Raw genomic sequence first — 14,071 nt, 5'->3', positions numbered from 1 at the left:
GCCCGACGCGATGAGCTGTCACAAAAATGGGGAGAGCCGATGACCACCACACAGGATGCACCCAAGTTCGAACGCAGTGTACCCAAGCCGGTCTTCACCGATGCCGAGGCGGGCGCCCGGGAGTTCCCGGACTCGAACTCGCGGCGGTACAACTACTACACGCCGCAGAAGCGCAAGCAGAGCCACTACGAGGACGTCACGGTCGACGTACAGCCCGATCCGCGGCACTACCTGACCCAGGGCTGGCTCTACGGGTTCGCCGACGGGCGTGGCGGCTACCCGCTGGACTGGACCGTGCTGAAGGCCTGGGGTTCGGACCAGCCCTCACCCGAGCGCGGCCCGGGCAGCGGCGGCATGATCGTCAAGGACTGGCCGGCCACCGGCTGGCACGAGTTCCGTGACCCGAACGAGGAGTGGGAGCTCACGCTCTACCGCTACAACTCCAACGTCGTCCGCCAGGTCACCCAGAACGTCGAGGCCGCCAAGGCGTCCAAGGCCTTCGAGCAGTGGAACGCCAACTGGGTCCGCTTCGTCGAGCAGCACATTGGCGCCTGGATGCACGTCGACCACGGCCTCGGTCTGTACCTGTACGCGAACGCGAACCGGCGCGCACCGACGAACATGCACAACAACGCGATCTCGGTGAACAGCATGCACCGGATCCGGGCCGCCCAGGACCTCGCGCTGTACAACCTCACGTTGTCCGAGGAGATCGAGGGGTTCGACGGCAGCGCCCACCTGGAGACGTGGAACAACGACCCGGCCTGGCAGGGTGTCCGCGACCTGGCCGAGCAGCTGACCGCGATCGACGACTGGTGCGAGGCGATCTTCGCCGCGAACATCGTGTTCGAGCCGCTGGTCGGCGAACTGTTCCGCAGCCAGCTGGTCCAGCAGGCGGCACCGCGCAACGGCGACTTCGTCACCCCGACGGTCATCGGCGCGGCGGAGTACGACTTCGCCGAGCGCGACCTGCGCTACACCACGGCGATGTTCGAGCTGCTCACCAACGACCGGGAGTTCGCCGGCCACAACAAGGCGATCATGTCCGACTGGGCGAGCACCTGGACCGCCAAGTCACTCGCCGCGGCCCGGGCGCTGCAGCCGCTGTGGTCGCAGCCGGACGCCAAACCGCCGCGGTTCGAGGACGGGCTCGACCGCGTGAAGAGCAGGTTCAGCGGCATCGTCGTCTCGCTGGGCCTCGAGGAACCGAAGGAGTTGGCACAGTGACCACGCTCAAGGCAGTCGTCGAGAGCCCGTTCAAGTCCGACAACACCGCGTCCAACCGGTGTGGCGTCACGCTGATGAACAACCAGGTCGGGGCGGTCGTCGCCGACGTGATGCGCGGCCTGGACAACGTCACGGTGACACCGCTGCCGTCGATGATCCGGGTCGACGCGGTCGGCCGGATGGACTTCGTCTACGACGACATCTCCGAGGCCCTGGGCGAGGAGCCCGGGTACTTCGACCAGGCCGAGTTCGAGGAGAACATGTCGACCCACTACGGCCGCATGGTCCACCTCGACGACCGGACCATCATGTTCGCCAACCCCGAGGACGCCGCCGAGTACATCGGCTTCGACCTGACCGCATCCAGCTGACAAGGGGGTCTTCCGTGTACGAGAAGAACGGTGAGAAGTACTTCGTGGTCGACAGCCACATGCACTTCTGGAAGGCAGGACCGGACAACTGGGTCCCGGGTGCGGAGCAGTACGCGAAGGGCTGGATCGAGTGCTTCCACGCGTACATGAGCCTGGCGCCGAAGGAGACCCACTGGCCGATCGAGAAGTTCATGAGCTACACCGAGGACGACCTGATGAAGGACGTCTTCGAGGACGGCTACGTGGACGTGGCGATCTTCCAGCCGACGTACCTGAAGGAGTGGTACACCGAGGGCTTCAACACGACCGAGCAGAACGCCAACCTGGGCGAGAAGCACCCGGGCATGTTCGTGCTCAACACCCGGTTCGACCCGCGCGACGGCGACGCCGGGATCGAGGAACTGAAGGCCAACGTCGAGCGGTACGGGTCGCGCGGCGTCAAGCTCTACACCGCCGAGTGGAACGCCGGCTCCCGGGGTTACAAGCTGACCGACCCCGCGGCGTACCGCTATCTGGAGAAGGCGCAGGAGTTCGGGATCAAGAACATCCATGTCCACAAGGGCCCCACGATCTGGCCGCTGGACAAGGACGCGTTCGACGTCTCCGACGTGGACCACGCCGCGACCGACTTCCCCGAGCTCAACTTCATCGTCGAGCACGTGGGACTGCCGCGGATCGAGGACTTCTGCTTCATGGCGACCCAGGAACCCAACGTGTACGCCGGCCTGTCGGTGGTCATCGGCGGCCTGATGCACGCACGGCCGCGGTTCTTCGCCAAGGTGATGGGCGAGCTGCTGTTCTGGGTCGGCGAGGACAAGATGACCTTCGGCAGCGACTACGGCATCTGGGAACCGAAGTGGCAGATCGAGGGTCTCGTCGACTGGGACTTCCCCGAAGGCGACGAGTTCGCCGACTACCCACGACTCGGAGTGGAGGGCAAGAAGAAGATCCTGGGCCTGAACGCTGCGAAGCTGTACGACCTCAAGGTCCCCGACGAGCTCCAGCTCAAGGAGGCGGAGCCGGCCGCGCAGGACGACGCCAAGCTGGTCACCCAGTAATGACGGCGGTGGCTGGGGAGAAGTCCCGGGTCCTGACCGCGCTGGACGCGGTCCGGGACCCGGAGCTGGACGAGCCGATCACGACGCTGGGTTTCGTGTCCACCTGCGTCGTGTCGGCCGCCGGTGACGTCGTGGTGCGGTTGCGGCTGCCGACGTACTTCTGTGCGCCCAACTTCGCGTTCCTGATGGTCGCCGACGCCTACGACGTGGTCGCCGCCCTGCCCGGCGTCCGCGGTGTCGACGTCGCGCTCGTGGACCATTTCGCGGCCGACCAGATCAACGCCGGCGTGGCTGCGCGGGCCGGATTCGCCGCCTCATTCACGGGCGAGGCGGCCGGCGAGCTGGACGAGCTGCGCCGGACCTTCGTGACCAAGGCGATGCTGGCCGGGACGGACCAGGTGTGCCGGCCGCTGCGGGCCGCCGGCGCCGATCCGGCCCGGCTCGCCACGATGACCCTCGGCGACGTCCCCGCGTCTGCCGAATTGGAGCGGCTGCTGCGGCGGCGGGCCGAACTCGGGCTGCGCACCGACCCGTCCGCTCCGCTCCTCGTCGACCCCGGCACCGGCTCCCCCATCACCGGTGCCGAGGCGACGAGGCATCTCGGGTTGGCCCGCGTCACCCGGACCGGGATCGAGGCCAACACCGGCATCTGCAGGGGAATGCTGCGCCACCGGTACGCCGAAGCCGGCGTCGGCGAGGAGGAGTAGGGATGAAGGCCGTTCGACTGCACGGATACCACCAGCAGCCGGTCATCGACGACGTACCGGAACCGGTCGTCAGGGGCCCGCTGGACGTCATCGTCAAGATCGGCGGCGCCGGGGTGTGCCGCACCGACCTGCACATCATCGAGGGCCAGTGGGCCGAAGCGATGCACCCGACCCTGCCGTACACGATCGGCCACGAGAACGCCGGCTGGGTGCACGAGATCGGCTCCGCGGTGACCAACGTCCAGGTCGGTGACACGGTCATCCTGCACCCGACCCCGACCTGCGGGCTCTGCGCCGCCTGCAGAGCGGGCAACGACATGCACTGCGCACAGAGCTCGTTCCCGGGACTCGACAGCGACGGCGGGATGGCAGAGTACCTGCTCACGTCGGCGCGCGCGTGCGTGAAGCTCGACCCGAGCACCCGGCCGCAGGACGTCGCGGCATTGGCCGATGCCGGCATCACGGCGTACCACGCGGTCCGCAAGGCCATCTCGCTGCTCCCGCCCGGCACGACCTGCGTCGTGATCGGTGCCGGCGGTCTCGGGCACATCGGCATCCAGTGCCTGGCCGCGCTGACCGCGACCAGGATCATCGTCGTCGACCGCAACCCCGACGCCCTGAAGCTGGCAGAGCAGCTCGGTGCCGACCAGACAGTGGTTGCCGACGGCAAACAGGTGGAAGCGGTCCTCGACCTGACCGGCGGCGTCGGCGCGCACGTCGTCCTCGACTTCGTCGCCGAGCAGGGCGCGGAGCAGGACGGCTTCGCGATGACCGCACCGGCCGGTTCGTACTTCGTCATCGGGTACGGCGGCCAGGTCCAGATCCCGACCCTCGACATCATCTCGACCGAGCGCAACATCATCGGCAACATCGTCGGCACCTTCAACGAACTGGCCGAGCTGATGGCGCTCACCCAGGCCGGGAAGGTCACCCTGCACACCCGGACCTACCCGCTGGACGCGGCCGTCGATGCGGTCGCCGATCTCGACGCCGGCCGGGTCCGCGGCCGCGCGATCCTCGTTCCGTAAGTGCACATTAGTCACGGCACGACCGACCGGGAGGGCTCTGATGGCCAAGGAACTGCGATTCGGTGAGCAGGCCCGCGACCTGCTGCTGTCCGGAGTGGACCAGCTGGCGGACGCGGTGAAATCGACCCTGGGCCCGAAGGGCCGCAACGTGATCCTGGAGAAGATCACCGGCTCGCCGGTGGTCACCAACGACGGCGTGACCATCGCCCGGGAGATCCATCTGAAGAATCAGTTCGAGAACATGGGCGCCCAGCTGGTCAAGGAAGCCGCGATCAAGACCAACGACATCGTCGGCGACGGCACCACCACGGCGACCGTGATCGCCCAGGCGATCATCCGTGAGGGCATGGCCGCGATCAGCTCGGGTGGCAACCCGGTACTGGTGAAGCGCGGCATCGACCTGGCCGTGGCCCGCTTGGTGGAGCGGCTCCGTGAGGTGGCGCACCCGGTCGCCACCGAGCACGACTTCGCCCGGGTCGCGGCCATCTCGGCCAACGACGACGACATGGTCGGCGCCGTGATCGCGAACGCCCTGCACACCGTCGGCGACGGCGGCATCGTCACCGTCGAGGAGTCGGCCGCGCACGGCATGCGGGTCGACTTCGTCGAGGGGTTCGAGTTCGACAACGGCTACCTGTCGCCGTACATGGTGACCGATCCCGGCAGCCTGCAGGCGGTGCTGGACGATCCGTACATCCTGTTGTGCAGCGAGAAGATCACCAAGGTGCAGGAGGTCATGCCGCTGCTCGACAAGATCATGCGGGAGCCCAAGCCGCTGGTCATCATCGCGGAGAACCTCGAGGGCACCGCGCTCAGCATGCTGGTGCACAACCACGTGAACGGTCTCTTCCAGTGCGTCGCGGTCAAGGCGCCGGGCTTCGGTGACCGGCGGCTGCACAAGCTGGAGGACATCGCGGCGATCACCGGCGGCGCGGTCTACAGCCGGCACTCCGGTTTCACCCTCGAGACGATGCGGCTCGAGCAGCTCGGCCGGGCGGACCAGGTCCGGGTGAACGCGGACCGGACCGCGATCGTGGCCGAGACCGGGCACGAGAAGGACATCGAGTTCCGGCTCACGCAGTTGCGCGCCGAGTTGGAGCGGGCGACGTTCGGGGTCGACGAGGACGTGCTCACCGAGCGGATCGGTGCGCTGTCCGGCAAGGTCGCGGTGATCCGGGTCGGCGCACCGACGCCGGCAGAGTTGAAGGAACTGCAACACCGGGTCGAGGACGCGTTGTCCGCGACCCGCGCCGCGATGGCCGAGGGCATCGTCGCCGGTGGTGGCATGGCCTTGCTGCACGCCGAGTCGGCGCTCGACAGTCTCGACGTCAAGGACGACTACGCCACGGGTGTGAAGATCGTCCGGCGGGCGTTGCGCGAACCGGCGTACCTGATCGCCGCGAACGCCGGCTACAACGGCGCGGAGGTGCTGGAACGGACCTCGCAGCTCGGAGTCGACGAAGGCTTCGACGCACTCGAAGGCAAGTACGGCAACATGCTCGACATGGGGATCGTCGATCCCCTGCGCGTTGCCCGCTCGGCACTGCAGAACGGCGCCTCGGTCGCCGGTCTCCTGCTCACCACCAACACCCTGATCGCCGAGGAACAGACACCGTGGGGCGGCAGCCCCGCCCTGATGACCGAGTACGGCGCTCTGGACGAAGGGCTGCACCAGCCCTCCCCCGACTCCAGCACACCTCAGTCCCTGGGTCTCGGCCCGTCGGTCGGCTGACCCTCCACCGCCCGCCGGCTCGAGCGTTCTGCTCGAGCCGGCGGTGCCATCTCAGCTTCCAGGTGGCGTGACGTGACCGAGTTGGACCAGCACGGTCATGGTGTCGTAGTAGAACGCGCCCTCCACCGACTTGCCGTCCTGCCAGCGGATCAGCTCGCAGCACGGAAAGTCGACCTCTCGTCCCGTCGCGGGCAGACCCGCGAACTCTCCGTCGTTGTGCCCCCTGGCCTGGAACCGCGCGATTGTCCAGTCCCCCGCGTCCAGGTAGGTACCCTCCGTGACGGCCGCGTCCGAGAACGCCGTCTTCCACACGGCCAGCCAGCCGGTGGTCTCCTCCTTGCCCTTCATCGTCACGCCCTGCGCGTGGTCGGTGAAGACGATGTCCGGCGCGAAGAACGTCGCGGTCTGCTCGGCCCCCTCCTCGGTCATCGCCCTGTGTGCCTGCTTGTGCAGCTCCACGTTCGACATGATCTTTTCCCCCTTCCTGGTCGCCACGCTCCTCCCGAGCGCAGGCGCTGGCAAGGCGCGCCGACCCGCTTTGACGCTGCGGAACCGGGTCACTGCGGTCAGGCGCGGAGACGCGCCGGTGGGTCGGGGGCGAGGGTGCCGTCGGGGGCTATGTGGGCGAGGATCTGGTCGACCAGGGCCACGATGTGGGGGTCGTCGACGGTGTAGATGTGGCGGCGGCCGTCCCGACGCAGCGAGATGAGACCGGCGAGGCGGAGTTTGGCGAGGTGCTGGCTGGCCGTGGTGATGCTGACGCCGGCGCGATCGGCCAGCGTGCCCACGTCGTACTCGCCGTTGGTGGCGAGCCAGACCAGGTGCAGCCGCACGGGCGCGACGAGCAGCCCGAGGGTGCGGACCGCGGCGTGCAGCTGCAGACTGGTCGGCTCGGTCATGACTCAGTAGATGTTGGACGGACGGACCATGCCTTCGGCCAGATCGCCGAAACCGGGGGCCATGATCGCACCGGGGTTGCCGAGGATCTCCTCGACGACCGCGGTCTCGGTGGTGATCAGCAGCGCCGCGATCGACGCCGCGCTCTCCAGGGCTGCCCTGGTCACCTTCAGCGGGTCCATCACGCCTTCGTCGAACATGTCGGCGTACTGGCCGGTGAGCGCGTTGAAGCCGGTGCCGAGCGGCTGGCTGGCGACCTTGGCGACGACCTCGTCACCGTCGTACCCCGCGTTGATCGCGATCCACCGCAGCGGCTCGGGCAACGCCCGACGGACGACCTCGCGGCCGACCGCGGCGTCTCCGGTCAGCTCGACCCGTGACACCGCCTCCTGTGCCTGGACGAGCGCCGTACCGCCGCCGGCCACCACGCCCTCCTCGACCGCGGCGCGGGTCGCGGCCAGCGAGTCCTCGACGCGCAGCATCCGCTCCTTGCGCTCGACGCTGGTCGCGCCGCCCACCTGGATGACGGCCACCCGGCCGGACAGCCGGGCCATCCGCAGCTGCAGGTTGTCCCGGTCGGCGTCGATCCTGGCCCGCTCGAACTGCGTGTCCAGCTGGGTCAGGCGAGCGTCCACCAGGTTCGCGTCGCCGTGACCGCCGACGATCGTCGTCCGGTCCTCGGTGATGGTGATCCGGTCACACGACCCGAGGTGGTTCAGCGCGACCTCGGCCAGGTCCAGCCCGGTGTCGGTCGCGATGACCTGACCGCCCAGTGCCACCGCGAGGTCCTCGAGCTCGGCCACGCGGCGGTGCCCGAAGCCGGGAGCCCGGACGACGACCGACTGCATGGTGTTGTGCATGTTGCCGCCGACAAGCAGTTGCAACGCGGGACCGTCGACATCCTCGGCAAGTACGACGAGCGGCCGGTCCGCGCGCTTGGCCGCCTCGACGGTCGGCATGATGTCCTGGACCTGGGAGATCTTCTTGTTGGTGAGCAGGATGACCGGGTTCTCGTAGACGGCCTCCATCCGCTCCTTGTCGGTGACCATGTACAGCGACACGTAGCCGTGGTCGAACTCGATCCCGTCCACGACCTCGACCGACAGACCGCCGGCATCGGACTCTTCCGTGGTGACGACGCCGTTGCGGCCGACCCGGGTGACCGCCTCCGCGATCACCTCGCCGATCGTCTCGTCGTCACTGGCCGCCAGCGTCGCGATGTGCCGCAGGTCGTCCGGGCCGCCGACGTCGGCCGCCCACGAGCGCAGCGTCTCCACCACGACCGGCACCGTCTGCTCGATGCCACGACGTACCCGCATCGGGTTCGCGCCGGCGTCGACCGCGCGCAGCCCCTCGCGGACCATCGCCTGAGCCAGCACGGTCGCCGTCGTGGTGCCGTCGCCGACGGCACCGTTGGTGTTCATCGCGACCTCCTTCACCAACTGGGCGCCCATGTTCGCGAACGGCTCGCGCAGCTGGATCTCCTTCGCGATCGTCACGCCGTCGTTGGTGATGGTCGGCGGGCCGGTCAGCTTCTCCAGGACGGCGTTGCGTCCCTTCGGGCCGAGCGTCACCTTGATCGCGTCGGCGAGCGAGTTCACGCCGGACTCGAGCAGCCGGCGCGCCTCCTCGTTGAACCGCAGTTCCTTTGCCATGGTCAGACCACCTTTCGGGTCACGGGATGAGAATCGCCCGGCCGCGGACCTTGCCCGCGTCGAGGTCATCGAGAGCCTGCTGGAAGTCGGCGAGTGGGTATTTCGTGGTGTGCAGGGCGACCTTGCCCTGCGCCGCCAGCACCATCAGTTCCTGCAGATCGGTGTAGGAGCCGACCAGGTTGCCGACGAAGTTGATCTCGGTCGAGATGATGTCGATCGTCGGTACGACGAGGTCCTCGCCGTACCCGACGACGTAGTAGTTGCCGGCCCGGCGGAGCATCCGGACGCCCTCGGAGGTGGCGCCGCCTTCGCCGACGAAGTCGACGACCGCCTCCGCGCCCTTCCCGCCGGTCAGTTCGAGCACGTCGTCCACCTGGGTGCCGTTGGCAACGATGCCGTGGTCGGCGCCGATCGCGACGGCCAGTTTCACCGCCGCCGGGTTGCGGTCGACCACGACCAGGGTCGCGGCCGAGATCGCCTTCAGCACCTGGATGCCGATGTGGCCGAGGCCGCCGGCACCGATCAGCACGCAGACGTCGCCGGGCCGAGTCGCCCGGGCCACCTTGGCCGCCGCGTGGTACGCCGTGAGTCCGGCGTCCGCCAGTGCTGCGACGTCGGCCGGCTCGAGGCTGTCGTCGATCCGGACCACGCTGCGGGCAGTGGTTCGCAGGTAGTCGGCGTACCCGCCGTCGGTGTCGATCCCCGGGAACCGGCTGTTCTCGCAGTGCACGTCGTCGCCGAACCGGCAGGCACGGCACAGGCCACACGTCATCAGTGGATGCAGGATCACCTTGTCGCCCGGCTGGACGTTGGTGACCGCGTCGCCGACGGCGTGCACCCAGCCCGCGTTCTCGTGGCCGATCGTGTACGGCAGCGCGACGCCGCTCTTCTCGGCCCACTGCCCCTCGAGGATGTGCAGGTCGGTCCGGCACACCCCAGCGCCGCCGATCCTGACGATGACGTCGAGCGGTCCCTGGATCTCGGGTTCGGGTATGTCGGTGAGCTGCAACTTGGTGTGGTAGCCGACTACCTGGACCGCCCTCATGACGTGCTCCTTGCGTTCGTGACTCGGATGGAACTTCCGTCGGGCTCCACGTCGGCGTACCGGGTCGCGAGCAGGCCGCGGCAGAAGTGGGAGTTCCCCTCGATCGAGATCCGCACGGCCTTGGCGAACCGGAGCCGCAGCGGGACCGCGTCGGCGGCGAGTGGCGCGCCGTCCTCGTCCACCAGCACCGGATCGTCGGGATGTACGCCGAGACCGATGGCGACCCGTCGGCGCAGCAACGCCTCCTTGTGCGGACCTTCCCGCAGATCGGCGAGGGTGACCTGGTGGAGATCGTCGACGGTCATCGCGCTGTCCTTCAGGAGGGCCTCGGCGCACCGCTCCATCGCGGCCGTGTGCGCCTTGTGCCGGAAGATCCGCCGCAGTTCGTCCAGGCTCGTCTCCGCCTCGACACCGAACGTGCCGACGTACCCGGCGTCGGCGGCCAGGCCGGCGTTGATCTTGTCCGAGTCGTGGTGATCGTCGAGCAGCACCACGACCCGTCCCAGGCCGCCGACCCTCCGGAGCGCATCGACGGAGTCGGACGCCATCAGGTAGGCGAAGTTCGGCGAGCAGAACGACGTCGGCAGCCGCAGGTGGACCACGACCTTGGTGTCGTCGACCCGGATCGACCGGACGAACCCCAGTGTCGTGATGGGTTCGTCCAGTTCCGGATCCGTCACCGTCGACAGTGCGGCGACGATCTCGTCGACCACCGAGGTCGCGACGGCCGTCATGCGCGTGCGCCGGCCGCCACCTCGACAGAGGTGTCACCGGCGTCGGTCGGCAGCCGCAGCTCCTGCGGTACGTCGAGGTCGTACAGGGCGGCCGCGTTCAGGCCGAGGATCTTCTTCTTCTGCGCGGTCGTGATCGGCGCGTACTCCGGCAGGTCCGCGGGGATCTGGAAGTCGACGAACTTCTCCACCAGCCACTGCGGCGTCCAGAGCGCGTAGTCACTGGCGAACAGGATCTTGTCCTCGCCGAGCCAGTAGAGCAGTTCGCCGATGATCTGGGCGAAGTACTTCGGCCGGGCGTGTACGAACGGCATCGCGACCGCGAGACCGCCGTACACGTTGGACTCCTGGGTGGCGATCCAGCAGAAGTCCTCCAGCCGGGGCAGGCCGACGTGCTCGACGACGAAGTTCAGGTCCAGGTAGTCGGTCGCGACCTTGTCGATGTCGGCGACGTCGAACGCGTCCCGGTCGAGCGGGCGGATGGTGGGGCCCTTGTGCACATGGATGTTCTTGATGCCGAGCTTCAGGCACTCCTCCAGGTACCGGCGCGACCACGGCTCGTCGAGCTTGTAGCCGCGCGAGTCGCCGTGCCATTCGGCGGTGTAGAGCTTCACGCCCTTCAGGTTCATCCGCTCGGCGTCCCGCCGGAGCTGCTCCAGACCCTCCTCGCCGTTGCGCGGGTCGTAGGCGTGGTTGTAGGTCAGCTTGTCCGGGTGCTTCGAGGCCAGCCCGAACGCCTCCTCGGTCTGGCCGAACCCGGTCTTGTAGAAGTCGCTGAGCAGGGTGGCCTGGAAGATCGCGTGGTCGGCGTACCCGTCGTCGAAGACGTCTTTCATCAACCGGTCGGCGCCGTAGTACGTGTAGGTGTCGTAGTCCCACACCTCGTCTTCGGGGCTCAGGTTGCGGTGGTAGTCGTAGAAGCAGTCGATGAACTGCTTGCCGTGCACGTTCTTCAGGTTCGACTCACGGCCGTCCCACAGGTGTACGTGCGCGTCGACCACGTAGTACTTCTCGCCGTTCTTCTCGTACATGACGTCCTCGCTTCATCGGGCTGATCTCGGGATGAGCTCCGGTCCGGGCGCGGGCCAGGCCCCGGACCGGAGCGGCACAGCGTTTAGTGCGCGGTGAGGTCGAAGCCGATGTATTCGGCGGCGTCCTCGGGGCTGGCGAACAGGAGGGTCTTGTCGTCGAGGTGGACCATCCGGCCGTAGTGGGTCGAGCTGATCTCCTTGAACACCGACCCGTCGAACTCCGAGCCGAGCGCGTCGGTCAGTTCGGCGTAGTCGAAGTCGAGTACGCCGGTGCCGTCGACCCGGATCATCGACGGGTACTCGGTCAGCTCGACGCCGTCCTTGGCGCCCATCACCTGGGCGACGACCCGGCCGACCGGGGTGTTCATCAGGGTCACACCGGTCTTGTCGGAGAACTCGGCGGAAGATCCGAACTGCATGCTCACTTGTCCAGCTCCTTCGGAATGTCCAGCCCGAGGTCCTCGAGCAGGGAACGGAACTTCTGCTTGGCCGCGTCCAGGCTGTCCGCGAACGTGACAGACTTGTCGGCCGGCTGCGACCAGATCGGCTGCAGGGCCTGCGCGGCGGCGAGGCAGCGCGGCACCCAGGTCGTCAGCCACTCGCCGAACAGCACCTTGTTGGTCTCGCCGTGCTGCTCGTCGCGGGTCAGGAGGCGGAACAGGTTGCGGGTGTAGGCCAGGTCGCGGTCGTAGTCGTGTTCGCCAGTGCCGACGATGGTCGGCGTCAGGTAGTCGCCGTTGCGGGCTGCGATCTGCATCACGAGCTCGGTCCGGAACAGCGATCCGACCAGCTGCTCGAACACGATGTTGGTGGCGAAGAGCAGCTCGCACCAGTCGCCGACGGCGGTCAGACGCTCGACCACCTCACGCGTCGGCTGCCACTCCGGCGCGCTCTGCCAGACCTCCTTGTGGGCGGAGCCGTCGAACTCGACCTCGGCCTCGGCCAGGTCGAGGTTGAACAGAGCCAGGTCCTGGGCGAAGCGCATCTTGTGAGCGGCGTTGACAGCCACAGCGGTGTTGATCATGTTCGTCGGGCCGGACCGCTGGATGCTGGTGAAGACGTGCAGCGCGAGGCCGTTCTCGGCGTGCATCCAGGCGCCGAGGTTGCGCTCGACGAACTTCAGCCAGGCCGGGTTCCAGGCGTCGTACGCCCTGGCCCGCTTGGCGTTCTGCAGGCCGAGGTCGACCTGGCGGACGACCGCGGAGTTGTTCCGGTAGATCGTCTGGTTCCACTCCTCGTTCGGGTCGAGGAAGGCGTGCCAGTTCGACGACTTCGCGGCGGTCCACTCCTTCGGGTAGCCGCCGGGGCCGTCGCCGAAGCCGTAGATCCAGCCTTGCGTCAGGTGCCGCTCGGGGTCCGGCTGGACGTCGACCGTGACGTCCTCGTACATCGTCGCCCGCAGCTTGGCCGGCTTGTAGTAGTTGTACGACCGGCTCTTCGAGCTCGGGAACTCCAGCGCCCCCGCCTCGGAGTCGGTGAACTCGATCCTGGGGAAACTGCGTTGCTTGGTTTGCTCCATCTCAGACTCCATCGGTAGTCGCTGGGCTGGTGAACTTGTCGTAGAAGACCTGGTCCTTCGGCACCTTGGTTGCCTCCAGCAACGCCAGGGCGGCGTCGACCATCGGCGGCGGCCCACACAGGTAGACCTCGCTGCGGTGCAGCTCCGCCTCCCGCCGCTGGACGATGTCGGTGACGTTGCCTTCCTCGACCACGAGACCGTCGGCGTCCGCGGCCGACTCGGACAGGCAGGCCACGAACTCGAAGCCGGGCAGTTCCGCGCCGAGCTCCTGGATCGCGTCCAGGTAGAACAGGTCGCCCGCGGTCCGGGCGCCGTAGTAGAACCGGACCGGACGGGTGCTGCCGGTCTCCCGCAGATGCCGGAGGATGGACAGGATGGGCGCCATCCCGGCCCCGCCGGCCACGCAGACGACCGGCAGTACGTGGCCGTCCTTCAGCGTGGACGATCCGTACGGCCCGGTCAGCGACAGTTCGTCGCCGACCGCGAGCTCGCCGTCCAGCAGGGCCGAGAACCGGCCGCCCGGGTACTTCTTGATCAGGAACTCGAGTTCGTCCGGCGTCGACTGGGTGGTCGCCATCGAGAACGACCGGTGGTCGTCGGTGCCGGGGATGGTGATGTCGGCGTACTGGCCCGGCTTGAACTCGAACGGCCGCTCGGCCTTGAGTAGCAGCGAGACGATGTCCCGGGTGACCGGCTCGATCGCCTCCACCCGGGCGCTCAGCGTCTGGATCGGGACCCCGCCGAGCAGCTCCTCCTCGTCGAAGTTGAGCAACTCGATCGTGCAGTCGCTGAAGGCGTGTGCCCGGCACAGCAGCACGTAGCCCTCGGCAACTTCTGCGTCGTTGCAGGCGAAGGTCGAGTAGCGCTCCATCTGCAGGTCGCCCTCCAGCACGTACGACTTGCAGGCGGAGCACTGCCCCTCCCTGCAGCCGTGCATCAGGTGGATGCCCTGCCGGAACGCCGCGTCGAGGATCTTGTCGTCCTCGGTGACGTCCATCTCGATGTCGACCGGTTCGAAGCGGATCCGGTGGGTGTCGGCCACGTCCGGGCCTCCTCACGCTCGGGTGGAA

Annotated in this window: 15 protein-coding genes; 6 read left to right on the top strand and 9 right to left on the bottom strand. The window is 67.9% G+C overall.

All coding sequences use genetic code 11. The features are described 5' to 3' along the window. The first annotated feature begins 39 nt into the window (after positions 1-39). Genes E0H75_RS19990 through groL (E0H75_RS19965) form a run of 6 tightly spaced genes read left to right on the top strand, consistent with a single transcriptional unit; the run spans position 40 to position 6,123 of the window. Positions 40-1,227, top strand: coding sequence for a ferritin family protein (locus E0H75_RS19990; protein WP_131515092.1), 1,188 nt, complete (start codon positions 40-42; stop codon positions 1,225-1,227). Next, positions 1,224-1,598 (top strand): propane 2-monooxygenase effector subunit MimD, encoded by a 375-nt coding sequence (gene mimD / locus E0H75_RS19985; protein ID WP_131515091.1) that lies wholly within the window; start codon positions 1,224-1,226, stop codon positions 1,596-1,598. The genes E0H75_RS19990 and mimD (E0H75_RS19985) overlap by 4 nt, the downstream gene beginning before the upstream one ends. Positions 1,599-1,612: 14 nt before the next feature. Then, positions 1,613-2,656 (top strand): amidohydrolase family protein, encoded by a 1,044-nt coding sequence (locus E0H75_RS19980; protein ID WP_131515090.1) that lies wholly within the window; start codon positions 1,613-1,615, stop codon positions 2,654-2,656. Continuing rightward, entirely contained in the window at positions 2,656-3,363 is a 708-nt protein-coding gene (locus E0H75_RS19975) for an iron-sulfur cluster assembly protein (protein WP_131515089.1), read from the top strand. Before E0H75_RS19980 ends, E0H75_RS19975 begins: the two co-directional genes overlap by 1 nt. Positions 3,364-3,365: 2 nt before the next feature. Further along, positions 3,366-4,391 (top strand): NAD(P)-dependent alcohol dehydrogenase, encoded by a 1,026-nt coding sequence (locus E0H75_RS19970; protein ID WP_131515088.1) that lies wholly within the window; start codon positions 3,366-3,368, stop codon positions 4,389-4,391. A 37-nt stretch (positions 4,392-4,428) separates the two neighbouring features. Next, positions 4,429-6,123 carry a chaperonin GroEL gene (gene groL, locus E0H75_RS19965; RefSeq protein WP_238163183.1) on the top strand — a complete coding sequence of 565 codons (1,695 nt, stop codon included), beginning with the start codon at positions 4,429-4,431 and terminating at the stop codon, positions 6,121-6,123. 51 nt (positions 6,124-6,174) lie between these two features. On the opposite strand, the gene E0H75_RS19960 is transcribed toward groL (E0H75_RS19965), so the two are convergent. From E0H75_RS19960 to E0H75_RS19920, 9 genes are all read right to left on the bottom strand, one after another. Further along, positions 6,175-6,591: an ester cyclase gene (locus E0H75_RS19960; RefSeq protein ID WP_131515086.1), complete on the bottom strand. Its 417-nt coding sequence runs from the start codon at positions 6,589-6,591 to the stop codon at positions 6,175-6,177. Between the two features lie 98 nt (positions 6,592-6,689). Next, positions 6,690-7,022 carry an ArsR/SmtB family transcription factor gene (locus tag E0H75_RS19955; RefSeq protein ID WP_131515085.1) on the bottom strand — a complete coding sequence of 111 codons (333 nt, stop codon included), beginning with the start codon at positions 7,020-7,022 and terminating at the stop codon, positions 6,690-6,692. Positions 7,023-7,025: 3 nt separating this feature from the next. Then, on the bottom strand, positions 7,026-8,675 hold the full coding sequence (gene groL, locus E0H75_RS19950; RefSeq protein WP_131515084.1) for a chaperonin GroEL: 1,650 nt from the start codon (positions 8,673-8,675) through the stop codon (positions 7,026-7,028). Between the two features lie 19 nt (positions 8,676-8,694). After that, positions 8,695-9,720, bottom strand: a complete 1,026-nt coding sequence (locus E0H75_RS19945; RefSeq protein WP_131515083.1) for an NAD(P)-dependent alcohol dehydrogenase — start codon at positions 9,718-9,720, stop codon at positions 8,695-8,697. Next, positions 9,717-10,454, bottom strand: coding sequence for an iron-sulfur cluster assembly protein (locus tag E0H75_RS19940; RefSeq protein WP_131515082.1), 738 nt, complete (start codon positions 10,452-10,454; stop codon positions 9,717-9,719). The genes E0H75_RS19945 and E0H75_RS19940 overlap by 4 nt, the downstream gene beginning before the upstream one ends. Then, complete coding sequence (locus E0H75_RS19935) at positions 10,451-11,482, bottom strand: amidohydrolase family protein (protein WP_131515081.1); 1,032 nt, start codon at positions 11,480-11,482, stop codon at positions 10,451-10,453. Before E0H75_RS19935 ends, E0H75_RS19940 begins: the two co-directional genes overlap by 4 nt. A gap of 83 nt (positions 11,483-11,565) precedes the next feature. Next, positions 11,566-11,901, bottom strand: coding sequence for a propane 2-monooxygenase effector subunit MimD (gene mimD, locus E0H75_RS19930; RefSeq protein WP_131515428.1), 336 nt, complete (start codon positions 11,899-11,901; stop codon positions 11,566-11,568). Positions 11,902-11,903: 2 nt separating this feature from the next. Next, positions 11,904-13,001, bottom strand: a complete 1,098-nt coding sequence (locus E0H75_RS19925) for an aromatic/alkene monooxygenase hydroxylase subunit beta (RefSeq protein WP_131515080.1) — start codon at positions 12,999-13,001, stop codon at positions 11,904-11,906. Between the two features lies 1 nt (position 13,002). Next, positions 13,003-14,043, bottom strand: a complete 1,041-nt coding sequence (locus E0H75_RS19920; protein WP_131515079.1) for a 2Fe-2S iron-sulfur cluster-binding protein — start codon at positions 14,041-14,043, stop codon at positions 13,003-13,005. Positions 14,044-14,071: the final 28 nt, after the last annotated feature.

It is taken from the genome of Kribbella capetownensis, from assembly GCF_004331485.1.
GTDB classification, from domain to species: Bacteria; Actinomycetota; Actinomycetes; order Propionibacteriales; family Kribbellaceae; genus Kribbella; species Kribbella capetownensis.
This window is presented reverse-complemented; position numbering and strand designations above follow the sequence as displayed.